Origin of the sequence: Flavobacterium aquiphilum, from assembly GCF_027111335.1 — a bacterium.
GTDB classification, from domain to species: domain Bacteria; phylum Bacteroidota; class Bacteroidia; order Flavobacteriales; family Flavobacteriaceae; genus Flavobacterium; species Flavobacterium aquiphilum.
Genome location: NZ_CP114288.1, coordinates 2,509,216 through 2,536,122 on the forward strand (window position 1 = coordinate 2,509,216; position 26,907 = coordinate 2,536,122).

Genomic DNA, 26,907 nt, shown 5'->3' on the forward strand with positions numbered 1-26,907 from the left:
TAGAAACAACAGTATACTAAAAGCAGTGTTATGAGACAATTATATAAAGACTCCTATCAGCGATTTGTGTCTTTTCTTGTCCAAATGGAACCGTTTTTGGTTGTCAGCTTATCCAAATTCCCTTTTGTGACCAATTCATCTAATTGTTGTTCCGTTTCCATTCTTGGTGTATCTGAAAGTTCCGAATATTCTCTGGCTGTAAGTGAATTATACTTGGAAAAAAGTGCCTTCCAGTTTTTTTCATAAGTAGTTTTGGTAGCCTTTTGATAAAGTTTTAACACAGCATTTTCATAAGAGACATAAGGCTTTGAACCATATATCATTTCTGTAGTTTTAAAATTATCCACAAAATAGATAGTTGGAAATCCCCTTACTCCCATTGATTTTGCCATCTTCAGATCTTCTTCAAAAAGTATTTTTGCAGTACTGCTACAATCAGTTTTAAACTGTTCAACATTTAATCCGGCTTTTTTGGCAGCTGCTTTTAAGTTTTCCCATCGGGTAATATTCTTTTTTTTCAGAAAAACCATTTCCCGGATTTCTCTCAGAAACAAGAGCGCTTTTTCATTGTCCTGTATTTGTGCAGCTTTGAATGCAATTGAAGGGGGATAGGATGATTGCAAGGGATCTTCTAACCAGATATCACCGTCAATAGGCATATCGTAATAGGCACTCACTTCATCCCAATGATGCGCTACATCTGAGGGTTTGCTTATACCGCCACTGTTATAATTCCAATCGGGTAAGAGCCCGACCATTCGATACTCAATTTCTAAAATAGTACCATATTCTAGTTTTAGTTTTCGCAATTGCGGTTCTATACCCCAGCAGGAAGAACAGATCGGATCGGTAAAGTAAATAACTTTAACCGGTTTCTCCGTATTTTGTAAGATAACTGTTTGTGAAGTTGAATGATCTGCTATTTCACAAATACCTTCAGCAGGATCACATAATAGAGGGTTGCTTTTATTTTCCATTTTTTTATTGGTTTGCGCATGAAAACTACAATTGCCAAGCATTATAAGTAGTGTTGTTAGTGTTTTCAGATTCATTCATTGGGTGTTGATGAATTTTAGTATTGGTAAATAATGCCGGTTATACAACTATTATTAAAAGATTTTAACCGCGCAAGTGCATTGTTTTTAGACAATATAAATCCTAAGTAATGCTGCAAATTTATTGCGCATCAAATGTATATTTGCTATGGGTTTCCTTTTAGAAAGTACTTTCCTCTTGGGAACTATCTGATATTTTTTAACTTTATACAGATCATCAACATCAATTGAAAGCAATGAAAAAAAAAGCATTAGTAAACGATACCCCTGTTTGTCAAGTTAGAATGCAGGCCATTGGCGATGCTATGAGTCTGTTATCGGGAAAATGGAAATTCTATATACTGGGTACACTTATAGAGGGTAATACCCTTGGTTTTATGGATTTATTGCGGGAAATAAATGGTATTGGAACCAAAATGCTTTCGAAAGAACTACAGGATTTAGAAATGAATAATCTGGTAAGCCGAAAAGTAATGAACACCAAGCCAATAACGGTCAAATATTCTATAACCGAATATGGAAAAACACTTTCTCCCTTAATTGATGAATTGGCTAAATGGGGAATCAATTATAGAAATTCTGTCCACGGAAAAAAGGAGAAAGAGAGCTGAAAAGACGTAAAACTTTATAAGTAAATGTAATTGGATGTCATTTTTTTATAACCAGATGACTTTGTGATGGATCGTTCAATAAGCGTTTCATTTCAGAATTGACAATATCGAGGATGTCTTGTTTGATCTGCAGGTAGTTTCGTCGGACAATGGAATGGTCAAGTTTGCGCACAGGAGGGATTTCCATATACTTTTCCTCTTCTTTTTGGAGTGCCTGATGATCGTTTATAATTTCAGAATGAAATGTTTTGAGTTCGATTTTACAGTCGGGGTCATCGGCTACCATCCCTACAAATTCGCCTGAACTTAGTGTGGCTATTTTGGAAGGGGGCACGGCAGCTTCGAGCTGTTTGGAACGGCTAATGGAGGTATCTCCGCTGTTGATTGAAAGGCTTTCACGATCCTGCATGATTTTACCAATGCGTTCCGATAGCTGTTTGGAAGTGCCCCCGGTTACCTGCCCGCTAATGATATTGCCGGTTATGTTCATAATCACATCGGCCTGTTCACGTCCATAATCTTTGCCCAATTGGCTAAAGTTCTGTATCCCCAAGCAGGTGGCTACTTTATTGCTTCGGGCGGTGACAATTAAACTGTCCATATTATTGAGGTAAATGGTGGGGAATTCATCAAAGATCAGGCTGGATTTCATTTTTCCTTTTTTGTTGACAGAATCCAATTAATTACGAGTATTCGCAATAATATGAAAAACAGTTTGAGAGAAAAAGTGATGAAAATTTACTTCCCAAGCGTTCAATAATCGAAATCGTTTATGATAACTTATTGCGGGAATAATTACATGATTTTTTACCTGAAAACCTTCTTTAAAATATAAAACATTTAAAACTAATCAATTGTAGGTCTTTAATTAATCAAGTAAGGTTTGGAGTTTCCCCGTCATAAGAGTTGTCTGATAATAGAAAATTTTGGTGCTATTGCATTTCTTTAATAGAATAGAACCTCTCAAAAGAAAGAGATATAATGGAATATACTTTTCATTATGGTAATTAGGTGTGGTAATCTCCAGGGGCTAATTTTAAGTTAAAACTATATATTCGTTAATGTTTGTTGCGATTATTTGCCAAATTTAGTTCTGATTTTGTTAATATGCGGAATATTAGGTAAAACCGGATAATATAGTCTTAGTTTCTGATAATATAAACATTTTCGTTAGTTCTAGTTTAACATAATTTTACAAGTGTAAAAATAACACTAACCAAAATATTGAACTATGAGACTAACTAATCATTGCTCTGGAATTATGAAAAATCTTTTTTTTAGAAAAAAGGTTTTCCATACGTTTTTCTTTCTATTTGTGTTTTGTATTTCGTTTGCCCAACATAAAATAAAGGGAATAATCAAAGATAATAATAATGTGCCGATATCCGGAGTGACAGTCTTGGAAAAAGAAACCAGTAATTCTGTAGTAACCGATTTCGATGGAAATTATGAAATTACAACCAAAGGAGGGAATCCTACTTTAATTTTTTCCTTTATGGGGTTTGTGACCAAGGAAGTAAAAGTGGATGGAAGAGGGACTATTAATTTGTCACTTCAATCGATGGTAAACGATTTGTCGGAAGTTGTGGTAGTAGGATACGGAACTCAAAAGAAAGCCAGGGTTACCAGTGCTATTGCCAGTATAAAGGAAAAGGATTTTACCAAAGGAGCAACTAGAGATGCTTCCGATCTTATTAGAGGTAAAGTGGCAGGTCTAACCATTAGTAATGGTTCAGGGGATCCATCTGCAGAACCTACCATTTTATTGCGAGGCATATCTTCTTTGAAAGGCTCAAATGCTCCCTTGGTTTTAATTAATGGCGTACCAGGAGGCATAAATACTGTTTCTCCCAACGATATTGCTTCCATAGATGTGTTAAAAGATGCATCGGCAGCTGCAATTTATGGGACTAGAGGTGCTAATGGAGTAATTCTCATTACCACAAAAACAGTTAACAAAGAAATGGCTCCAACTCTGACGTACTCTACTTATGCCTCGATATCTAATTTTTACAATAAGGCAGACTTTTTGAATGCGGGTCAATATAGAAACCTGCTTTCCCAAGGTACAAAATTGCCTTTTACAGATGGAGGCACCTCTACAGACTGGCTGGATGAAATATCGGGAAGCGGATTCACTCAAAGCCATAATCTTGATATAAAAGGAGGGACTGGAAGAACAAATTATGCGGTGAATCTTAATTATATGGATCAAGGTGGTATCTTTAACGGGACATCTAATAAGGAATATAGATTTTCATTTGATGTAAACCATAAAATGTTCAATGATAAATTAAAAATTAATCTGAACCTTCTTAATGGAACACAAAAAATGGGTATTTCTGAAGGCACTGCAGGATATGCCTACAGACAAGCTATGATAAGAAATCCTACTGCTCCGGTATATAATGCAGATGGGACTTATAATGAAGATATAAACAAGTTTCAATATTATAATCCTGTTGCAATAATGAATGAAACAAAGGAGGATAGAGATAATACCTGGCAAAGATTTACGGCTAATTTAACTCTTGATTTACTGCCTGGCTGGGATGCAGGGTTAATGCTTGCCAAGAATAAAAATTCAGCTTTGAACGGCTATTCAGAAACCAAAAAACATTATTCTAATACATTAAACGGAAGAAATGGTGTTGCTTCAAGAAACACTGGTGATACAGATAGAGATTTTCTGGAATTTACTTCCAAATACAACAAAAAAATTGCTAAGCATGAATTTACGGTATTAGGGGGCTACAGTTATCAGTATACCGTTAATCAGGGATTTTCAGCCTATAATTTTGATTTTCCTACGGATGCTTTTTCCTATAATAACTTAGGGGCTGGTAATGCCTTATCTGACGGAAAAGCTTCAATGGGCAGTTATAAAAATGATGATAAGCTGATAGGATTCTTTGGTAGAGCCAACTATAATTTTGACAGTAAATATGATTTTTTGTTCAGTATTAGAAGAGAGGGCTCATCTAAGTTTGGAGAAAATCATAAATGGGGTAATTTCCCGGCAGTCTCTGCTGGATGGAGTATGCACAAAGAGTCATTCCTTAAAGATGCTTCCTATGTAAATAATTTAAAATTAAGAGCAGGTTACGGTATTACAGGTGTAATTCCCGGAGCTTCATATATGTCTCAAACACTGTACAATTATAATGGCTATTTTTTTAATGATGGAAAATGGGTGAAGGGGTTAGTTCCAGCAAGTAATCCTAATCCTGATCTGCGCTGGGAAAAAACAGCTGAGGTAAATATTGGTGTTGATTTTGGATTTTTAGAAAATAGAATCAGCGGAAGTGTTGATTTTTACAGTAAAAAAACAAGTGATATGCTTTGGGATTATAATGTGCCAACTCCTCCATATTTGTATTCTAGCATTACTGCCAATGTTGGAAAAATGGAAAATAAGGGATTTGAAATTCTTCTTAATACAGTCCCTGTTAAAAGCAAAAACTTTATATGGAACTCTTCAATGACTTTTTCACATAATGAGAACAAGCTGACAAGCCTTTCTAATGATTTATACGCAATAGATAAAAACTTTATTAATACAGGAAATACTGGAGATCCAATTTCATTTTCAACTCACAGATTAGAAGTAGGACAGTCAATAGGTAATTTCTGGGGATTAAAATCAGTAGATATTACAACTGACGGAAAATGGATCATTGAAACAGCAGACGGTACCAGAAAAACACTAACTCCTGCTTTATATAATGATGAAAATAAACAATACTTAGGAAATGGTATTCCAAAATATTATGCCGGCTGGACCAATACTTTTACTTATAAAAACTTTGATTTGAGCATGGTGCTGACAGGAGCATTTGATTTTAAAATACTGAATTCTCAGCGCATGTTCTATGAGAATCCTACTATTAGTTACAATATGTTATCTTCTGCATTTGACAAAGTATATGATAAAGCAGTATTGAACTATAACCAGACTTATGTTAGCTATTATCTTGAAAAAGGAGATTACGTAAAGGTTGATAACATTACGCTGTCTTATAATTTCGATGTTAAACCATTCAAGATTATAAACGCAATGAGATTGTATATGTCAGGAAATAATTTAGCCACATTTACAAAATACAAAGGCTTGGATCCAGAAATAAAAAGAGAAGATCCTTTGTCACAAGGAATGGATAATAGAGATAAATATCCATCTACAACATCTTTTACTTTAGGATTAAATGTAACTTTTTAAAAAAAAATTAAGATGAAAAATCGTAATATAGTATCTAAAATCCTTGTTTCAAGCTTACTTCTTTTAGGAACAGGATGTACAAATTTGGATGAGACAGTCTATGATACAATAACTGCTGAGAGTACCAAACTTACAGCTGAAGATTTAACGAGTATTATTGCGCCGGCATATACTTCATTCAGGGATATTTTTTGGGGCTGGGATGCTGCATTCTGTCTGTATGAAGAATCATCGGATCTGATTGTAACACCACAAAGGAACGGTATTGGCTGGGGAGATTATTATATAACAATGCATCAGCATACATGGGGATCTACACTGCCTCATGCTGAGGGTAATTGGTACTATCTATATACCGGTGTAAATAGTGTAAACAGAGCTATTTATCAAATTGAACAGATTGATGGTATTGAAAATAAAGAAAAAGTTATTCAGGAACTAAAGGCCTTAAGAGCTATTTATTACTATTTGCTTTTGGATAATTTTAGAAATGTTCCAATTGTAACTTCTTATGTTAATCCTCCAGGATATCTGCCTGTTCAGAATACAGGGAAAGAAGTATATGATTTCGTTGAAAAGGAATTAAAAACTGCGTTGCCTTTTTTAAGTGATCAAAATAATACTGAAACATATGGCAAGGTTACAAAATGGGCTGTCAAAATGACTTTGGCAAAATTATATCTCAACGCTGGAGTGTATTTAGGAACACCTAAATGGAACGAAGCTTTAGCTGAGGTTAATGATATTATAAGCAGCGGTAAGTTTAGTATGACCAGTAACTATTTGGATAACTTCAAAATTAAAAATGAAGGTTCTTCAGAAGAAATATTGTCTATTCCTTTTGATCAGATTAAAACAGGCGGAAGTTATTGGCCATATAAAACTTTGGCAGCTCAAAGCCAGGCAACTTATGAATTGAGCGGAGGGCCTTGGAATGGTTCGGGAGGTATTCCTCAATTTATAGATACTTACGACCCAGATGATCAAAGATTAAAAGATTCCTGGCTGGGAGGCAAACAGTTTACCAGTAAAGGAGAGCCAATAATGGTAAACGGTAAACAATTTGAATATATTAATTATTTGACTAATGTAAATGGATGCGAGCCTAACGAAGGATTCAGAATGGTTAAATATGAGATTGGAACTGGCGATATAGGGCAGACAAGTAATGATGTCCCATTCTACAGATATACGGATGCTTTGATGATCAAAGCGGAATGTTTACTAAGAACGGGTGATGCAAATGGAGCTGCTGTCATCGTTTCTCAGGTTAGACAACGTGATTTTAAAAATACCAATCCTGCTAAAGCAACAGTTACAGGAGCAAAACTTTTAGGGGGAAGTGTTTATAAATACGGAACATATGAGGCTGGAGTAATCACGAAATATGAAGGCGGAGCTGATATCCAATATGGCGGTTTCCTGGATGAACTGGCATGGGAATTTATTGGTGAAGCTCATAGAAAACAAGACTTAATACGATTTGGAGTGTATTCTACAAAATCTTGGTTTTCTAAGGAAAAAAATCCTGGTGCAGCTTTTAGAGCTATTCTTCCAATACCACAGTCGGAAATAGATAAAAACAGTAATTTAAAACAAAACCCAGGATACTAATCAGAACGACTTATTGATTGTTTTTTTTAGACTGCCATAAAACGGTTTTAAATGAGTTTTAATCTTAAAAAAAGTATGAAAATTTTACAAGCTGGTTACTTGTAAGTGTATGGACAGCCATTCCTGTAGTATTGGGGATGGCTTTCTTTTTTTAGAATTTTAAAAAAAATATTTTGAATGGTACTTACCTGCTTACTTTTAGTTAGGGTCTGCAGGTAAGTTGTTTTAAAAAGAAAGAGTTATGATGAAGAAATTAGAATTTAGATGTAGTTTTTTTGCATGTCTGCTGGCATTTTTATTCTTCGGTGTAAGTAAGGCGGAGACAGTTTCAGTAAAGCCAATTAAATTGAATTATACTGTTTCAATGGAAGCTCCAGAGTTACATTATCTGGATATTCGTTTGGAATGCGAAGGACTGAGAGATACTCAAACCAGTTTTATGCTTCCAGTTTGGTCGCCGGGTTATTACATGATTTTGGACACGCCAAGACATATCGTAGACTTTGATGTAATGGATAGCAGCGGAAATAAATTATTTTGGCATAAAAAATCCAAAAACAACTGGGTTGTCGATAACGGTAAGCAAAGAAAGATTATAATCACGTATCGTTTTTTTGCCAATCGAAAATCGGTTGCAGAATCTTATATTGATAGTGAAAAAGCTTTCATCATGCCTAACAATGTTTTCATGCACATCGAAAATCAGATTAATAATCCTGTGCAGGTAACTTTTGAGCCGTATAAAAAATGGACTAAAATTTCAACTGGATTGAACAGGGTAAAAGAAGGAACAAACACTTTTTCAGCCAATAATTTTGACACATTGTATGACAGTCCGGTTTATCTGGGCAATCAGTTGACTATTGATTTTAAACATGAAGGAAAGTCATATTCTTTGGGAATTGCCACTCCCGAAGGACTCAATCAAGGGAAATTTATTGCAGACCTCAAAAAGATCATGAGTGCTACAACGGCTATTATGAAAAAAGTGCCTTATGACCATTATAGTTACATCATGATGGAAGCCGGTGGCGGAGGTCTGGAACATTGGAATTCCCAAGCCATATTTACCAATGGCACTTTTGATTTTAAATCAATTGAAGCGTATACGGATTTTTTGAATTTTGTAACCCATGAATATTTTCATCTTTACAATGTAAAAGCAATCCGCCCGATAGAATTAGGACCATTTGATTATAACAAAGAAAATTACACGTCGATGTTATGGGTTTCTGAAGGTTTTACTGTTTATTATGAATACATCATCATGATGAGAGCCGGCCTGCTTGAAAGCAAAGAGGCCTATAAATACATCACTGAATCCATAAAGAGGTATGAAAATATTGACGGAAGCAGGCATATGTCTTTGTCCCGCTCCAGCTTTGATATCTGGCTCAATTTTTTCAATAATGAAGGCAATGCTAAGCAGACAACCATATCGTATTACAACAAAGGACCGGTAATTGCGCTTTTATTGGATTTGGAAATCAGAAATAATACCCATAACAAAAAATCTTTGGATGATGTAATGCGTTTTTTGTACAACGAATTTTATGAAAAAAAGGGAAGGGGTTTTACTGAAGCTGAATTTTGGCAGGTTTCTGAACAGACTGCCGGAAAACCTCTGGACGAAATAAAAACGTATGTAAATACCGTAAAGGCAGTTGATTATCAGAAATATTTAAAGTATGCAGGACTTCAGATAGATTTAAGTCCGATGAAATCTGTCACTGAAAATGATACTTTGATTGAAAGAAGTTTTGAAATAAAAGAATTATCAGAAACTTCGCCATTGCAGATGGAAATCAGAAAGTCAATTTTTAAATAAAGACAATAAGTAATAGGCTGACTGGACAGTTATATTTTGAAACTTGTGTTGCAGCCTATTGCATTTGCAAATAATTAAAACTGCCCGCGATATTGCGAAGGCGAAATCCCTTTTAATTCTTTAAATTTTCTGTTGAAATTAGCAATATCCTGAAATCCGCAGAGTTCCGATATGGAGGCAATCGAAAGATCTTTTTTATTATGTAGCAGCTTACATGCATTTTCAATTCTGATTTCAATCAAAAACTGAAAAAATGTTTTGTTGGTACGCTTTTTAAAGTACCTGCAAAAAGCATTCTTACTCATATTGGCTTTTTCTGCCGCTTCTTCTAAAGTGATATTTTGATGGAAAGACTCTATGGCATATTCAAAAACAGCACTCATGCGCCTTCCTTCATCGTCAGTATATTTCTTTTTATAGATGAATGAAGAAAGAGGCGTTTTTTTTGAGTTAATAATGATGTTGATGATTTTTAAAAAGGTAGCAATACGCTGAATTTTATTTTGCTTTTTTAATTTATCAAAATGATGGATAATTTTGTTTTGATTGGACAAAATTTTAATTCCATGCTCTGAATCTTTAAAAAACTCATCAACGCTGCTCAAGTCATTAAGACTGAAAAAGTCTTTCCCGAAAGAAGTCTTTGTGAAAAACAACGTATACATTATCGATTCCGAAGAGGTTTCGGTATCACTTCTAAAAACATGAGGTATGTTCTCACCAATCACTAAAATATCTTTTTCTTTATAATCGTTTATCGAATCTCCGACGATCAAGGTACCGCATCCCTTTACGATATAACTGATTTGTATTTCTTCGTGCTGGTGAAGGTGGTTGTAAAAAACATGTTCAATATCCTCTTGATAAATAAGTGCTTCTCTTTCTGTTTTTGGTATTTTAAAAGGTAGAATTTTCAATGTATTGGTTTTTGGTTATGTAAATATTATCAAAAAAATGCTATTGTGCAATAGATGGGGTAATATAGTCTTGATAAAGGCTAATAATGACAAATCCGGCACTGAGTATAAGTTTTATTTTTGATAAAAAATGTTATGATAGTGAGCATAGCTGCAAATTGGCATCAAATACCGATACGGGTATGTGAATTACATCGTACAGATAAAACAATAAATAATAACTTATGGAAATAAAATGGGAAGGCGTAATGCCAGCTGTAACGACAAAGTTTACAGAAGAGGGTCAATTGGATCTTCTAATGTTCGAAAAGAATATCAAGGCACAAATCGATGCCGGTGTTAGTGGAATTATACTCGGAGGAACACTCGGAGAGGCAAGTACATTAACCAAAGAGGAAAAGGAAGTTTTAATCAATGTCTCTTTGAAAATAGCGGAAGGAAAGATTCCCGTTATCGTAAATATTGCCGAACAGGCAACAAGTGAGGCCGTTGCTTTAGCGAAACGTGCTGAGGAATTAGGTGTCAATGGATTGATGCTGTTGCCTCCAATGAGGTATAAAGCAACGGATCATGAAACAGTAGTTTATTTCAAAGAAATTGCCCAAAGTACCTCACTGCCGATTATGATTTATAATAATCCAATAGATTATAAAATCGAGGTTACTTTAGAGATGTTTGATGAGTTGGTAAAACTTGAAAATATTCAGGCAGTGAAAGAATCAACAAGAGATATCAGTAATGTAACACGTATCAAAAACCGTTTTGGAGACCGATTGAAAGTGCTTTGCGGGGTAGATACCCTGGCCCTTGAAAGTTTGGTTACCGGAGGAGACGGTTGGGTAGCAGGTCTGGTCGTAGCATATCCAGCTGAAACGGTAGCTATTTATAAATTGGTCAAAGCCGGAAGAATAGATGAAGCTGTAGCCATTTACAGATGGTTTATGCCCCTGCTAGAATTGGATATTTCACCACAGCTTGTGCAAAATATTAAATTGGCAGAAGTAGCTACAGGTCTTGGGACTGAAAATGTACGTCTGCCAAGACTACCGTTGCAGGGAGTTGAAAGGGAGCGCGTTTTGTCCATTATTGATGTTGCAATGAAAAGCAGACCTATTTTGCCTGACTATAAAAATATATAACGATCAGTTTAAAAGCAAGCCATGATAACAGGGAAAAATTACATTGGAGATATGCTTTCCGCCAAAGGAGATGCGACTTATAAAACAATCAATCCAGAATTGAATCTGGAGAATGAAACTGTTTTTTATGAAGCTACTGAAGACGAAATTTCTCAGGCAGCTGCATTGGCAGAAATGGCTTTTCAGAGCTATAGGGCGATTGAAGATAACAAGAGGGCGCATTTTTTAGAAGCCATCGCCGAGGAAATTGAAGCTTTGGGAGAGGAATTGTTGTCAACATATGTTCAGGAATCAGGCCTCCCGATGGGAAGAGCCAATGGTGAACGTGCTAGGACAACAGGACAATTGCGCGCCTTTGCAGCCATGCTCAGAGAAGGTTCTTGGGTGGAAGCAATTATCAATAAAACAGAAGGCAAACCAGACATTAGGAGAATGCAGATTCCAATTGGGCCTGTTGTAGTTTTTGGAGCCAGTAATTTCCCCCTTGCTTTCTCCACTGCCGGAGGTGATACGGCAAGTGCTTTGGCAGCTGGCTGTCCTGTTATCGTAAAATCGCATCCGCTTCATGCAGGAACGGGAGAGCTGGTCGCTTCGGCAGTCATTAAAGCAGCTAAAAGAACAGGAATGCCAAACGGAGTTTTTTCGAATATCAATAGTAGTGGCACTGTTGTTGGAAAAATACTGGTAGAACATCCTTTGGTAAAAGCGGTAGGTTTTACCGGTAGTATTAAGGCAGGAACGGCATTATATAAAATTGCGGCAAACAGGGTTGTTCCTATTCCTGTTTATGCTGAGATGGGAAGTATAAATCCGGTATTGGTGCTGCCATCTGCCTTAAAAACCGATACTGAAAAATGGGCAAAAAATTATGCGGCATCTATTACTGCAGGTACAGGTCAGTTTTGCACCAATCCGGGCCTTATTTTAGGGATAAAGAGCAAAGAATTAGAAAGTTTTATTGCTATTTTAGCTTTAGAGATTGATAAACTTGAACCAGCCTGTATGTTAAACCCTGCCATTAAGAGACAATATGAAAATTTAAAATCAGAAGTTCTTGGACAAGAAGGGTATACGCAGCAGACTCATTTGGATAAAGAGACAAAACCAAATTATGCACTGCAGAATATAATATCGGTTGATGGCGGTACTTTTTTAAAAAACAAAACATTTCATAAAGAAGTTTTCGGACCTTTTTCAGTTGTTGTAAAATGTGATGATGTGAATCAGCTGAATGAAATTATGCATGATTTGGAAGGACAGCTGACAGGAACGATAATAAATTCTGATTTAAAAGAATTGGATGAATTCAGGGAAGTAATCGAAAACCTTAAAAATAAAGTAGGAAGGTTAGTTTTTAATAATGTTCCTACGGGAGTTGAGGTTTGTTCCGGAATGACACACGGAGGACCATTTCCTGCGAGTTCAGACAGTAAATTTACGTCAGTGGGATTAACTGCTGTAAAAAGATGGGTTCGCCCGGTAACTTATCAAGATTGGCCGGATGCATTGCTGCCAACAGCTCTGCAGGATAAAAATCTGCTGAATATCACTAGAACCATAAATGATATACTAACAAAGAATCCAATATAATTTATGCCAAGAAAAACATTTTTTTGTGTAGATGCGCATACTTGCGGTAATCCAGTAAGAGTAGTTGCCGGCGGAGGCCCAAATCTTGTTGGAAACAACATGAGCGAAAAAAGGCAACACTTTTTAAAAGAATACGATTGGATCCGTAAAGGATTGATGTTTGAACCCAGAGGTCATGACATGATGAGCGGCAGTATTCTGTATCCGCCCAGTGATCCGGAAAATGATTTTGGAATTTTATTTATCGAGACTTCAGGCTGTCTGCCCATGTGTGGCCACGGAACCATCGGAACAATAACCATTGCCGTCGAAGAAGGATTGATTACACCAAAAATTCCAGGAAAAATAAAGATGGAAGCTCCTGCCGGTCTGGTTCAGATTGAATACCAGCAAACCGGGAAAAAGGTAGATTGGGTACGTTTGACAAATGTAAAATCCTATTTGGCAGCCGAAGGTCTTACGGTTGATTGTCCGGAATTGGGTGAGATTGTCTTTGATGTGGCTTATGGTGGAAATTATTACGCCATTGTGGATCCGCAAAAGAATTTTTCAGGCATTCAGGATTTTACGGCTGGAAAAATTGTGCAGTACAGTCAGGAAGTGAGAAAACGGATCAATGAAAAATATCCAAATCTTTTTATTCATCCGGAAAATGACACGATTCGTGACGTAAGCCATATGCTGTGGACAGGAGACCCGATAGACCCTGCGTCATCTGGCAGAAATGCTGTTTTTTATGGAGATAAAGCCATAGATCGTTCTCCTTGCGGTACAGGAACTTCGGCTAGAATAGCACAACTTCATGCTAAAGGAAAATTGAAAAAGGGAGAAGATTATGTTCATGAAAGTTTTATCGGAAGCAAATTTATCGGAAGGGTTGAAGAAGAAACATCCATAGGAGATATTAGTGCTATTGTACCAAGCATTCAAGGCTGGGCAAAAGTATATGGTTACAATACGATTATTATCGATGAAGATGATGATCCGTATGCTTTTGGTTTTCAGGTAATTTAAGTAAATAGTAATAAGAAATAATTGGTTTACGGATAAGTATCACTGCCAATGTTTTTTTAATTTATGTGAATAATGAAAAAAGTAAGTATAATAGGCGGAGGAATAATAGGCTTGTGTTCAGCTTATTATTTAGCCAAAGAGGGGTTTGAAGTAGCTGTTTTTGATAAATCTGATATGACAGACGGCTGTTCTTACGGGAATGCGGGAATGATTGTGCCATCCCATATAATTCCGCTTGCGCAGCCAGGAATGATTGCCCAAGGGATAAAATGGATGTTTGACAGTCAAAGTCCTTTCTATGTGAAACCCAGATTAAATCTGGATTTGATGAAATGGGGATTACAGTTTTATAAACATGCCAATTTACAGCATGTTGAGAAAGCAATGCCGGCACTTTGTGATCTATCGCTTTTGAGCAAAGAATTGTATCAGGATTTGGCCAAAGAGAACCATTCTTTTTTTTATGAGGAAAAAGGACTTTTAATGCTTTATAAAACTGATAAAACTGCTGAAGACATGCATCACGAAGGAAAATTGGCTCAAGCATTAGGGCTGAAAGTTGATTTTCTTTCGAAAGAGGAGGTTTCAAAATTAGAAAATGGAACAGTAACAAGTGTGATTGGAGGTGTTCATTATAAAAGTGATGCACATATTTATCCGCAAAAATTCATGCAGTTTATAAAAGAGGAATTATACAGGCTGGATGTGAAGATTCATCTTCAGACAACCGTGGTTGATTTTGTTTTAAAGAATGACACAATTACTGAAATTGTAACTGACAATGGTCCTTTTGCAGTAGATGAGGTTGTTTTGGCATCAGGTTCATGGAGTCCTGAAATTGCTAAAAAACTGAATGTCAATATTTCAATTTTGCCGGGAAAAGGATATAGTTTTACTCTAAATGATCAAAGTCACAAACCTTCAATTCCATCAATTTTATGTGAAGGAAAAGTTGCCGTAACACCTATGAATAATGATATTCGGTTTGGGGGAACAATGGAAATTACCCATACTAATGATATCAAAATTAACCAGAATAGAGTACAGGGAATCGTAAATTCAATTAATGATTTTTATCCTGATTTAAAAATTGAAATGCCCAAGGCGGAAGAAACTTGGTTTGGATTCAGACCCTGCACTCCTTCGGGTATGCCGATAATTGCCAGGGACAAAAAACTTAAGAATCTAACATTGGTAACAGGACATGCTATGATGGGGCTAAGTCTGGCTCCAGGAACCGGAAAAATAGTCTCGGAAATTATTTCTGGAAAACGAACGTCTGTTGGCACTGAAATGTTTCAACTATAAAAATTCAGCTTCATTTTTGATTTAAAAATGAAGCTATTTTTTTTATAACTAATCACAGAGCAGTTACATTTTTTTTAAAATAATGCTATTGCAATTTTGAATTATTTTATTCAAACTAAATTCTAAATGCTGACCATATTTGGAATCTGAAATAGATCTTTAAAATTTAACTAAACAAACCAACTACATAATGACAAAAGACAATCAAAAAGAATTTAAGAAAGAACTAGGACTTCTCGATGGAACCATGCTTGTAGTGGGATCCATGATTGGTTCAGGCATATTTATCGTGAGTGCCGATATTGCAAGGCAGGTAGGTTCTACAGGCTGGCTGATTTTAATCTGGCTGATTTCCGGAATAATTACCATGATTGCGGCAGTAAGCTATGGCGAATTAAGCGCTATGTTTCCCAATGCAGGCGGACAATATGTTTATTTAAAAGAAGCCTATAATAAGCTAGTGGCCTTTTTGTATGGCTGGAGTTTTTTTGCAGTGATCCAAACCGGAACCATTGCGGCTGTGGGGGTGGCCTTTTCCAAATTTACGGCCTATTTAATCCCAATTGTCAGCGACGAAAATATTTTGTTAGAAGTAGGAAGTTTTAAAGTTAATACGGCACAAATAGTTTCTATAATAATAATCGTTTTCCTTACTTATTTGAATACCCATGGGGTAAAAAAAAGTAAAACTTTGCAAACTATTTTGACCCTTATCAAAATCCTGTCCATTTCAGGATTGATTATCTTCGGATTTACTTTAGCGGCTAAAGCATCCGTTTGGGAAGCGAATTGGACCAATGCATGGAAACCGCATTCTTTTAATAGCGAAAAGGGAACCTGGTTTCCTATAGGCACAACAGCTTTACTCTCGGGAATTTCAGCAGCTATGGTTGGCACCTTGTTTTCCAGTGATTCCTGGACCGGAGTAACTTTCATTGCAGGAGAAATTAAAAATCCCAAGCGCAATGTAGGTTTGAGCATGTTTTTGGGAACTTTTATCGTTACCATAATTTATGTGCTGACCAATTTAATGTATGTGGCGGTAATTCCGCTTAGTGAAATTGCCGGGGCAAAATCGGATAGGGTAGCGGTTGTGGCATCTCAGTATATTTTCTGGGGCGTTGGAACCTATATCATCGCCCTGATGATTATGATTTCGACTTTTGCCTGTAACAACGGACTAATTATGGCAGGGGCAAGGGTTTATTATACAATGGCAAATGATGGCCTTTTTTTTAAAAAAGCAGCTAAACTTAATGAAGCCAGTGTTCCCGAATGGGCCCTTTGGGTACAGTGTTTATGGGCGTCTGTGTTATGCCTTACAGGTAAATATGGAGATTTATTGGACTTTGTAATTATCATAGTCCTTATTTTTTACATCCTGACTATTTACGGGATTATCATTCTGCGTAAAAAACAGCCGGATCTTGCACGCCCTTATAAAGCAATAGGTTATCCTTTTTTACCATGGATCTATATCCTAATTGCTTCCGCTGTTTCAATTTCCCTATTGTTTACAAAAATGACGACCTGCGGATGGGGGGTTATGATTATGTTGATTGGGATTCCAATTTATTATTTGATAAAAGAAGAAGAGACAAAACCCTTTTTTCCTTTGCAATAGGAAAAGTACTATTCTGGGGTAGGTAATGAGTTGTCTCATTTTCTTGATTACATTACTCTTTATGGGTAATATAGTCTTAGTATGTGTTAATATTGTCCAATAGGGCGAGATAGATTAGAATTATTTTTATTAATAATAAAATTATGGGAAGAACTAGTAAAAAAATAAGTGTAATTTTAACACTTTCGTGGTGTTTAACTGTACTCAGTCAAGGAACACTGAAAGAATATAAACGTGCAAATGCGGTAGATTCTTTATTCAAAAATAAGGTGTTTAATACTCCCAAAGAATTTCATTGGATGGAAAACGGCAGCCTATGGTACATTAACAACAATGTAAAAGGGAAAGAGTTTATCTGGGCTGATTCAAAAGAGCAAAAACAATTTCCGGCTTTTGACCATAATCAATTGGCAGTTTCTTTATCAAAAAGTTTAGGCAGAGAAGTCAGTCTGAAAGATCTTCCCATCGAGAATTTGGAATTTGGCAAAAACCGGGAAACACTGCTTTTTACCACAGACACTGTAAAATTTTCGTGTGATTTGAATACGTACCAGTTGAGCAGAATAAAGGGGGGATATAAAAAAACTTTAAAAAAGGATGAATACTGGGGAGATAATTTTAATGAATTAGGAAATAAGCCGGTAGGTTCCCCGGATTCGCTGAATATTGCTTTTATAAAAAATTATAATCTGTATGTCAGAAACAAAAAAACAAATGCAGAAATTCAGCTGAGTTATGACGGGTCGAAAGGGTTTTATTATTCCTCATACATGCAGTGGTCACCGGACAGCCGTAAAATAATGGCTTATAAAGTAAGACCTGGTGAAGAACATAAAATCTATTTTGTAGAATCGAGTCCAAAAGATCAGTTGCAGCCAAAACTGCAGACCCGTGATTATTTAAAACCGGGTGATCAATTACCTTTTAAAAGTCCTCAGGTATTTGAACTGGCTTCAAAAAAACAAATTAGTGTTGCCACTGATTTGTTTCAGCAGCAATATGATATTTCAGGAATCGAATGGTATGATGACAACAGCGGTTTTACTTTTGAATACAATCAGCGCGGGCATCAGGTTTATCGTGTTCTGGAAGTAAACGCTGCAACCGGAAAAGTAAAGGTAATTATAGAAGAAACCAGTCCTACTTTTGTGGAATACAGCGGAAAAAGATACCGATATAACGTCAAAAAAAGCAATGAAATTATCTGGGCTTCAGAACGTGACGGATGGAATCACCTGTATCTGTACGACGCTGTTACCGGAAAGGTGAAAAATCAGATTACAAAGGGGAATTGGCCCGTTAGGGAAATCATTAAAGTAGATGAAGAAAAGAGACAAATCTATTTTGCCGCCAGTGGATTGGATGGTAGTCAGGATCCCTACTTACTGCATTTCTGTCGAATTGATTTTGACGGAAAAAACTTTGTAAGATTTACTTCAGAAAATGGAAATCATAAAGTCATATTTTCACCTGATTATAAATATTATGTAGATCAGTATTCCAGAGTTGATTTTCCTGCTGTGACTCTTTTAAAAAGTACTGATTCTCAAAAGACAGTTTTAGAAATGCAGCAGGCAGATATTTCTGCATTGAAGCAGACCGGGTGGATCGCTCCGGAAGTTTTTACGGCCAAAGGGAGGGATGCTAAAACAGATATTTGGGGAATTATAGTGCGGCCCACTACATTTGACCCAAACCGCAAATATCCAATTATCGAATATATCTATGCAGGTCCACAGGATTCATTTGTTCCAAAGAATTTTCAGCCTTATTATTGGGCAATGTCATCTTTGGCAGAATTGGGATTTATTGTAGTTCAGATCGACGGAATGGGGACTTCAAACCGTTCCAAAGCTTTTCAGGATGTCTGCTGGAAAAATTTAAAAGACGGCGGTTTCCCTGATAGAAAACTTTGGATGAAAGCAGCGGCGGCCAAATATCCTTATATCAATATTGACAAAGTCGGCATTCACGGAACATCGGCAGGAGGGCAGAATGCAGCTGCCGCTTTGGTTTTTAACTCTGATTTTTATGATGTTGCTGTATCATCCTGCGGCTGTCATGATAACAGAATGGATAAAATGTGGTGGAATGAACAATGGATGGGATATCCGATAGGACCAGAGTATGAAGCTTGCTCAAATACTGCCAACGCTGCGCAGTTAAAAGGAAATCTTATGCTGATTGTGGGCGAATTGGACGACAATGTTGATCCTGCTTCGACGATGCAGTTTGCAAATGCTTTAATAAAAGCCAACAAGAATTTTGAACTGGTTACTGTTCCCGGAATGGGGCATTCAGCTGGAGGAGATTTTGGAGAACGAAAACGAAGAGATTATTTTGTACAGCATTTATTGGGAGTTACACCTCCTTCCTGGGATGAAATTTATAAAAAGTAAACATTAAAAAGGGTAGGTGAAAAATGTTTTTTAATCAAGAAGAAAAGGAATTATGAATAGATATAACTTGCTTATTTGTACAGTTTTAAGTGTTTTGGTAGTAGCCACAACAAAGGTACGGGCTCAAAACGGTGATCAGATTTTGGACGGAATTGGTGAAACAGGATTAATTTCACGATATTTATTTGATGGTGATGCAAAAGACTGGTCGAGAAATAATCTGCATGGTAAAATTGAAGATTCTAAAGCCAGGTTTGTAAATGATGATCAGTTTGGAACGGTACTTTCTTTGCCGGCAGACAGCAAAGCTTTTGTTTCAATTCCGGGTGAAGGCTTGATCGGGGAAGAATCATTGACTGTAACAGGATGGATTTATCTGCGTTCGGCACAGCGCGGTCAGCGTTTTTTTGATTTTGGAAAAAGTACTGATTCTCATCTTTTTGCAGCACCGGCAGGAACCCAAACCAAAGAAGATTTTCAGGCAGAAATCACAGCCGGAGCGGGAGTAAAATACAGTACAAATTCGGCAGTCATAGCAATAAATAAATGGAATCATATCGCTGTTGTGATTAATATTCCCTCAAAATCTTTCAGCACGTATGTAAATGGAGTATTGGTAAATGAAACCAAGAATGCAGAATTGAATTTAAATCAGTTGTTTGACAGTAAATCTGCAGAGAAAAGCAAGTTTTTTATAGGGAAATCATTGTCAGAAGGTGATCCTTATCTGAATGCTAAATTGCACGATTTCAGGATTTACAGAGTTCCTCTTAATGACAAACAGATTAACAGAATTTATAATAATGCTTTAAAGGAAGGACAGGAAGAAGAACAGGAAGAACCGGCTGCAGATCTTCCCCAATTTTCTAAGACTACTCCACAGCTTTATAATCAGTATCTGGCCAGCGTACCTGACATAGAAATAGAAACTGCAGTAGGATATCTTCCAAGAATACCTGCATATATAAAAGGAATTTACCGCAATGGTTTTAAAGGACCCGAAGTGCGTGTTATTTGGCCTTCGCCAAAAGATAATAGTCAGGTGCTCAAAGCCGGACAGTATACAGTGACAGGAAGGGTTTCCGGCACCGATTTAAAGCCGGTAGCTGTTATTATAGTAAAAGAGGATAAAACATTAACGGCACCGAAACGTAAACTCGAAGTTTTCAAACTTGATCAAATTTCATTGAATAATGATTTAGAGGGGCACGAAACAAAATTTATTGAGAATAGGGATAAATTCATTTCGACTCTTGCAACCACAGATCCTGATTCTTTCCTGTATATGTTTCGCAATACTTTTGGTCAGGAGCAGCCTAAAGAAGCAGAACCGTTGGGGGTTTGGGACACTCAGGAAACCAAATTACGGGGTCACGCGACAGGACACTATTTGACAGCAATTGCCCAGGCTTATGCAAGTACAGGTTATGATAAAGCACTGCAGGCAAATTTTGCAGATAAAATGCAGTATATGGTTAATACACTTTATCAATTGTCACAGCTTTCCGGAAATCCCAAAGAAGCCGGAGGAAAGTTTGTTTCGGATCCTGCCGCAGTGCCTTTTGGACCGGGCAAAACTGCATACGATTCAGAATTGAGCACAGAAGGCATACGTACCGATTACTGGAATTGGGGCAAAGGTTTTATAAGTGCCTATCCTCCGGATCAGTTTATTATGCTGGAAAATGGCGCAACATACGGCGGGCAGAAAACACAAATTTGGGCTCCCTATTATACACTGCATAAAATTCTTGCCGGTTTAATGGATGTTTATGAAGTAAGCGGTAACGAAAAAGCACTCGAAACAGCCAAAGGAATGGGAGACTGGGTATATGCCCGTTTGAAAAAACTGCCTACAGAGACACTCATCAGTATGTGGAACAGATATATTGCAGGCGAGTTTGGAGGAATGAATGAAGCGATGGCCAGACTTTACCGAATAACCAAAAATCCACATTATTTAGAAGTTGCACAGCTGTTTGACAATATAAAAGTATTCTATGGCGACGCGCAGCATTCTCATGGATTGGCAAAAAATGTAGATACTTTCCGGGGATTGCACGCAAACCAGCACATTCCGCAGATTATGGGTGCTCTCGAAATGTATCGTGATTCGAATGCGCCCGAATATTATCAGATTGCCGATAATTTTTGGCATAAAACAGTAAATGATTATATGTACAGCATTGGCGGAGTTGCCGGAGCACGTAATCCTGCCAATGCAGAATGCTTTATCAGCCAGCCGGCAACGATTTATGAAAATGGTTTTTCTTCCGGTGGTCAAAATGAAACCTGCGCTACGTATAACATGCTGAAATTAACGGGAGATCTTTTTCTTTATGAACAGCGTGGAGAGCTGATGGATTATTATGAGCGCGGACTTTACAATCATATACTGGCTTCCGTGGCAAAAGACAGTCCAGCAAATACCTATCATGTTCCGTTAAGGCCAGGATCTGTAAAACAATTTGGCAATCCGCACATGACAGGATTTACCTGCTGCAATGGAACGGCTATTGAGAGCAATACCAAATTTCAAAATTCAATTTATTTTAAAAGCGCAGAGAACAGCGTGCTTTATGTTAATCTTTATGTGCCGTCAACATTAAAATGGACCGAAAAAAATGTAACTGTAGTACAGACAACTGATTTTCCTAAAAAAGATTTTACACGATTGACGATTAAAGGAAGTGGAAGTTTTGATATCAATGTGCGTGTGCCTTATTGGGCAGCTAGAGGATTTTTTGTGAAGATAAACGGCAAAGAGGAAAAAGTAAAAGCCCAGCCGGGAAGCTATCTTACTTTGAGCCGCAAATGGAAAGACGGAGACACAATCGAGCTTCGCATGCCGTTTGAGTTTCATCTGGAACCAGTTATGGATCAGCAGAATATTGCCAGTTTGTTTTATGGTCCGGTATTGCTTGCAGCACAGGAAACTGAACCAATAAAAGATTGGCACAAAATAACTTTGGATAGTAAAAACATTGGTAAAACAATAAAAGGGGATACTGAAAAATTAGAATTTAATATAGACGGAGTTCTTTTTAAACCTTTTTATGAAACCTACGGCCGTCATTCGGTTTATCTCGATGTTACGCTGAAATAATGGACTGAAACATTATAAAAGATCAAACAAAATACATGAAAAAATCAATTATAAGTCTTATTTTATTTTTATTTATGATGATACCAGCGTTTTCGAGCGAGCTTGTGGATGTGGTAAACACTTATCAGGCTGATAAAACCGCACTGCAGAATTTTTATGCAAACAAAGAATCGGAAGAATATTATGTGCGTTTTTCCAAGTTTTATGCTGACTGGACAAAAACAGTAAAAAATATTGATTTTAAAAATTTGTCAAAAGACGGAAAAGCAGATTATCTGTTATTAAAAAACCTGATTAACAAAGAGGATTATTTTTTGCAGTTAGATTATAAAGCCTTTAAAGAAGTCGCTTCTGTTGTAGACTTTTCAGAAGAAATTAATCTTTTTATCAAAGAAAGAAGAAGAGGAAAACGGCCGGTTTCAAGTCAGCTGGCCAAAGTGTTTGATATAACCGGAGCGGTTATAGATAAAAAAATAGAACAGTTAAAAGGCAAACCTTTTAAAGACTGGTTTGCAGCAGATAAAGCTTCAAAAACGGTGGCTTCTTTTGAAAAATCATTGAAGGAAGCTTACGATTTCTATTACGGTTATGATCCTGATTTTACCTGGTGGATGGAAAAACCATATAAAAAGCTGTCAGAAAAGCTTAAAACGTATGAAGAATTTCTAAAAACCAATTATCCACAAACCAGTATAAAAGATGATGGGAGCGGTATTATTGGTAAACCAATTGGAAGAGAAGCCATAATTAAGAGTCTGGCTTTTGAATACATCCCGTATTCCCCTGAAGAATTAATCGCAGCGGCTCAAAATCAGTTTGAATGGTGCAAGAAAGAAATGATCAAAGCTTCGACAGAATTGGGTTATGGAAACAATTGGAAAGCTGCACTGGAACATGTTAAGGATACGTATGTGCCGGCAGGTGAACAGCCTCAGACGATTACTGATTTATATAATCAATCGGTAAAATTTATTGAAGAAAGGGATTTAATTACTTTGCCGGATTTGACAAAAGAAACCTGGCAGATGATTATGATGACTTCCGAACGCCAAAAGGTAAATCCATTTTTTACCGGAGGATGGGAAATCAGTATTTCGTATCCTACTGAAGACATGGATCAGAAAGACAAACTGATGAGTATGCGGGGAAATAATCCAAATTTTTCCCGTGCTACGGTGCAGCATGAATTACTGCCGGGTCATAATCTGCAGTTTTTCATGAACAGCCGTTACAAATCGTACCGTGCTCCTTTTGATACCCCTTTCTGGATGGAAGGTTGGGCTTTGTATTGGGAAATCAATCTTTGGAACAAACAGTTTCCGCAGACACCTGAGCAAAAATTAGGAATGTTATTCTGGAGAATTCACCGCTGTGCCCGAATTATTTTTTCATTAAAATACCATTTGGGAGAAATGACACCGCAGCAATGTATTGATTTACTGGTGAATGAAGTTGGTCATGAACGGGCAAATGCCGAGGCAGAAGTAAGACGTTCTTTTGCAAGCGGAGATGCGCCTCTGTATCAGGTGGCGTATATGACAGGAGGATTGCAGTTTTATGCTTTAAGAAACGAATTACTGGCCAAGGGATGGACAGAGAAGCAGTTTCATGACCGGGTTTTGAAGGAAAATATAATGCCGGTGGAAATACTCAGGATACTGCTTGAAGATTTACCGGTTTCAGAAGATTATAAAACAAATTGGAAGTTCTCAACAGATTTTAAATAATTTAAAAACGCTTCTTTAAGGCGATGATTATAGACCGATAAAAAAAACTATAAATACCGAGATATGAAAAAAATAAAAATAGTAGCCTTGTCAATTTGCTGTTTAGTGGCTTCAAATAATTTGCAGGCACAAGAGTATTGGGACAGAATTAAAGAAAAAAAATCAACGCTTGAAATAGATAAGGGATTTATTAATTTGAATACAAAATCTTTTGAATTGAAATTGGTAAAATCTTCCCAGACAGTAGCTGCCTTATCTCCGGTTAGCAATAAAAGTTTCGATTTTACACCCGGAGATCGGTTGGCTATTCGTGATAAAGACGGGCTGTATCAATTAGGCGATATTAATTTCCGGGTAAAAGCTGCAGACGGAAGCTGGAAAAGTTATTCGACTGCTGCCAAACGGTCTGCTGTTACGGCTTTGGATGTTTCCGGAAATGTTTTGGCTGGCGCAGATTTGTCCAATACCCTGCCTCAGGATATTCCTTTAACCATAAAACGTTTTTATGAAGAAAAGGACGGGAGTCTGGTAATGCGTTTTGAAATTACAAACAAATCCAATACAGCTCAGGAAATAGGTGCTTTGGGTGTTCCAATGATTTTTAATAACATACTTGAAGGAAAAACTCTGGATGAAACGCATGTTCAAAACGTGTTTTTTGATCCTTACATCGGTAAAGATGCCGGTTATCTTGAAGTAAAACGGCTGAGCGGTCACGGACCGGCATTACTGCTGCTTCCTGAAGCGAATATGCCATTTGAGGCTTACCGCCCTTTATCGGATGATGAAACACCGCGAAGCATTGTTTTTGAAGGTTTTCACGAATGGATGCCGTTAAGCAAAGCCTATGCTGAAAACGAATGGAAAACCGCCGATCAATGGAATACACCGACTTCACTGATACTTCAGCCGGGTGAGGTTAAAAATTTTTCATTGAAGTTTGTATTGGTTGATGAAATTAAAAACATTCAGTCTTCTCTGATTAAAAATGAGCGTCCTGTAGCCGTAGGAATTCCGGGTTATGTTTTGCCTCAGGATGTTGACGGACAGCTTTTTTTGAATTATAAAAAAGCAATGAAATCCTTTAAAATAGAGCCGGAAGGAGCTTTGACAGTTGATGAAAAAACGAAAAATAAAAATGGATATTTCCAGTATGCCGTGCACGGTAAAAAATGGGGAAGAGCCAGATTGACCGTGATTTATGAAGATGGACTGCAGCAGACAATTAATTACAAGGTGATTAAATCTGAAAAAGAAGTTGTCGCCGATTTTGGGCAATTTTTGACAACGGCACAATGGTTTGATCAAAAGAACGATCCTTTTCACAGAAACCCGTCGGTAATATCATATGATTATGAAACCAAAAAACAAGTAGTTCAGGACAGCCGTGCCTGGATTTGCGGATTAAGTGATGAAGGAGGTGCAGGCGGATGGCTTGGCGCGATGATGAAGCAGCTGATAGAACCGAATAAAGAAGAAATAAAAAAGCTGGAGCAGTTTGTGGATAAAACGTTATGGGGCGGTATTCAATACAATACAGCAGATACTCTTAAGTATGGAGTTAAGAAAAGTGTTTTTTATTATGAACCTGCAAAGATGCCGGAAGGAACATACAGTAAAGAGATTAATTTCAAAACTTGGGCAGCTTGGGACAAAAAAGGGGCTGATGATCCGGGACGTTCCTATAATTATCCGCACGTTGCCGCCGCACATTGGACAATGTACCGTCTGGCCAGATATTACAAAGGTTTGGTTACCAACCATTCTTGGGATTGGTATTTGAAGAGCGCTTACGAAACAAGTATAGCAATGACAAAATTGGCGCCTTATTATGCGCAATTCGGGCAAATGGAAGGAACTGTCTTTTTATTGATTTTAAAAGATTTAAAAACAGAAGGCTATACAGAAATGGCTAATAATCTGGAAGCCAAGATGAAAGTAAGAGCCGATCATTGGAGAACGCTTAATTATCCTTTTGGAAGCGAAATGCCTTGGGATTCCACAGGACAGGAAGAGGTGTATATGTGGTCGGATTATTTTGGATACAATGATAAAGCCAAGGTTACTCTTGATGCTATTTTGGCTTATATGCCTACTATGCCGCACTGGGCTTACAATGGAAATGCCCGCAGATATTGGGATTTCTTATACGGAGGGAAACTTTCCAGAGTAGAGCGCCAGATTCATCACTATGGTTCGGCTTTGAACGCTATACCAGTTTTGGAGCAGTTCAAAAAAACACCTGATGATTTTCATCTGCTGAAAGTTGGTTACGGTGGATTATTGGGAGGAATTTCTAATATCACCGAAGATGGTTTTGGCCCAGCAGCTTTCCATTCCTATCCTGAAACTCTGAAAATTGATTATTTATCCGGAGATTATGGTTCCGGTTTCTTTGGCTACGCCGTAAATACTGCAACCTTTATTACAAATGAAAAGGATTACGGCTGGGTTGCTTTTGGAGGTAATTTAAAAGAAAACGGCGATGAAGTTGAAGTAGAAATTACAACGGCGGCAAAATCTAAAATATTTCTTGCGCCTAAAAAAATGTGGCTTACTTTGGATGCGGGAACATTTAAAAGTATCAGTTACAATACAAAAACCGGTGCTGTAAAAATTACTTTGGATGCTAAAACGGAATTTACGCCCGATGCTTATTTAAGAGTTGACAAAGAGGTGAATCTGTCTTATGAGAAAGTTAGAGGTGCCTACAAAATTGCTTTGAAAAGTAAAGCCATTCAAATTAATTTATAACA

General features: G+C 37.1%; 16 protein-coding genes and 1 pseudogene. 14 read left to right on the top strand and 3 right to left on the bottom strand.

Going from position 1 to position 26,907, the window contains the following annotated elements; genetic code table 11:
• Window positions 1–56 precede the first annotated feature (56 nt).
• Complete coding sequence (locus tag OZP12_RS10360) at window positions 57–977, bottom strand: ClpXP adapter SpxH family protein (RefSeq protein WP_281229009.1); 921 nt, start codon at window positions 975–977, stop codon at window positions 57–59.
• A gap of 314 nt (window positions 978–1,291) precedes the next feature.
• Between OZP12_RS10360 and OZP12_RS10365 the strand changes: the two genes are divergently transcribed.
• Window positions 1,292–1,666, top strand: a complete 375-nt coding sequence (locus OZP12_RS10365) for a winged helix-turn-helix transcriptional regulator (RefSeq protein WP_281229010.1) — start codon at window positions 1,292–1,294, stop codon at window positions 1,664–1,666.
• Between the two features lie 37 nt (window positions 1,667–1,703).
• On the opposite strand, the gene OZP12_RS10370 is transcribed toward OZP12_RS10365, so the two are convergent.
• Window positions 1,704–2,318, bottom strand: coding sequence for a TraM recognition domain-containing protein (locus tag OZP12_RS10370; protein ID WP_281229011.1), 615 nt, complete (start codon window positions 2,316–2,318; stop codon window positions 1,704–1,706).
• Window positions 2,319–2,327: 9 nt separating this feature from the next.
• Here OZP12_RS10370 and OZP12_RS20620 point away from each other — a divergent pair.
• The 4 genes and pseudogenes from OZP12_RS20620 to OZP12_RS10385 all read left to right on the top strand — a co-directional run.
• A pseudogene (locus tag OZP12_RS20620) lies at window positions 2,328–2,449 on the top strand (transposase); the annotation flags it as partial.
• A gap of 448 nt (window positions 2,450–2,897) precedes the next feature.
• A complete protein-coding gene (locus OZP12_RS10375; RefSeq protein WP_281229012.1) occupies window positions 2,898–5,885 on the top strand; it encodes a SusC/RagA family TonB-linked outer membrane protein in 2,988 nt (995 codons plus the stop codon).
• 12 nt (window positions 5,886–5,897) lie between these two features.
• Window positions 5,898–7,499, top strand: coding sequence for a RagB/SusD family nutrient uptake outer membrane protein (locus tag OZP12_RS10380; RefSeq protein WP_281229013.1), 1,602 nt, complete (start codon window positions 5,898–5,900; stop codon window positions 7,497–7,499).
• Window positions 7,500–7,740: 241 nt separating this feature from the next.
• Complete coding sequence (locus OZP12_RS10385; RefSeq protein WP_281229014.1) at window positions 7,741–9,327, top strand: M61 family metallopeptidase; 1,587 nt, start codon at window positions 7,741–7,743, stop codon at window positions 9,325–9,327.
• 74 nt (window positions 9,328–9,401) lie between these two features.
• Here OZP12_RS10385 and OZP12_RS10390 read toward each other — a convergent pair whose 3' ends face one another.
• Window positions 9,402–10,244: an AraC family transcriptional regulator gene (locus OZP12_RS10390; RefSeq protein ID WP_281229015.1), complete on the bottom strand. Its 843-nt coding sequence runs from the start codon at window positions 10,242–10,244 to the stop codon at window positions 9,402–9,404.
• 224 nt (window positions 10,245–10,468) lie between these two features.
• On the opposite strand from OZP12_RS10390, the gene OZP12_RS10395 reads away from it, so the two are divergent.
• The 9 genes from OZP12_RS10395 (at window position 10,469) to OZP12_RS10435 (ending at window position 26,905) form a co-directional block, all read left to right on the top strand.
• The gene (locus OZP12_RS10395) at window positions 10,469–11,383 is read left to right on the top strand and encodes a dihydrodipicolinate synthase family protein (RefSeq protein ID WP_281229016.1); all 915 of its coding nucleotides are present in this window, start codon (window positions 10,469–10,471) and stop codon (window positions 11,381–11,383) included.
• 21 nt (window positions 11,384–11,404) lie between these two features.
• Complete coding sequence (locus OZP12_RS10400; protein WP_281229017.1) at window positions 11,405–12,973, top strand: aldehyde dehydrogenase (NADP(+)); 1,569 nt, start codon at window positions 11,405–11,407, stop codon at window positions 12,971–12,973.
• A gap of 3 nt (window positions 12,974–12,976) precedes the next feature.
• Window positions 12,977–13,987: a 4-hydroxyproline epimerase gene (locus tag OZP12_RS10405; RefSeq protein ID WP_281229018.1), complete on the top strand. Its 1,011-nt coding sequence runs from the start codon at window positions 12,977–12,979 to the stop codon at window positions 13,985–13,987.
• 72 nt (window positions 13,988–14,059) lie between these two features.
• Window positions 14,060–15,295 carry an NAD(P)/FAD-dependent oxidoreductase gene (locus tag OZP12_RS10410; RefSeq protein WP_281229019.1) on the top strand — a complete coding sequence of 412 codons (1,236 nt, stop codon included), beginning with the start codon at window positions 14,060–14,062 and terminating at the stop codon, window positions 15,293–15,295.
• A 190-nt stretch (window positions 15,296–15,485) separates the two neighbouring features.
• Window positions 15,486–16,919 (top strand): APC family permease, encoded by a 1,434-nt coding sequence (locus tag OZP12_RS10415; RefSeq protein WP_281229020.1) that lies wholly within the window; start codon window positions 15,486–15,488, stop codon window positions 16,917–16,919.
• Window positions 16,920–17,062: 143 nt separating this feature from the next.
• Window positions 17,063–19,318, top strand: a complete 2,256-nt coding sequence (locus tag OZP12_RS10420) for a S9 family peptidase (RefSeq protein ID WP_281229021.1) — start codon at window positions 17,063–17,065, stop codon at window positions 19,316–19,318.
• Between the two features lie 52 nt (window positions 19,319–19,370).
• Window positions 19,371–22,424 carry a beta-L-arabinofuranosidase domain-containing protein gene (locus tag OZP12_RS10425; RefSeq protein WP_281224905.1) on the top strand — a complete coding sequence of 1,018 codons (3,054 nt, stop codon included), beginning with the start codon at window positions 19,371–19,373 and terminating at the stop codon, window positions 22,422–22,424.
• Window positions 22,425–22,459: 35 nt separating this feature from the next.
• Window positions 22,460–24,151: a DUF885 family protein gene (locus tag OZP12_RS10430; protein WP_281224906.1), complete on the top strand. Its 1,692-nt coding sequence runs from the start codon at window positions 22,460–22,462 to the stop codon at window positions 24,149–24,151.
• Window positions 24,152–24,214: 63 nt separating this feature from the next.
• Window positions 24,215–26,905 carry a DUF5695 domain-containing protein gene (locus OZP12_RS10435; protein WP_281224907.1) on the top strand — a complete coding sequence of 897 codons (2,691 nt, stop codon included), beginning with the start codon at window positions 24,215–24,217 and terminating at the stop codon, window positions 26,903–26,905.
• The last annotated feature ends 2 nt before the right edge of the window (window positions 26,906–26,907 follow it).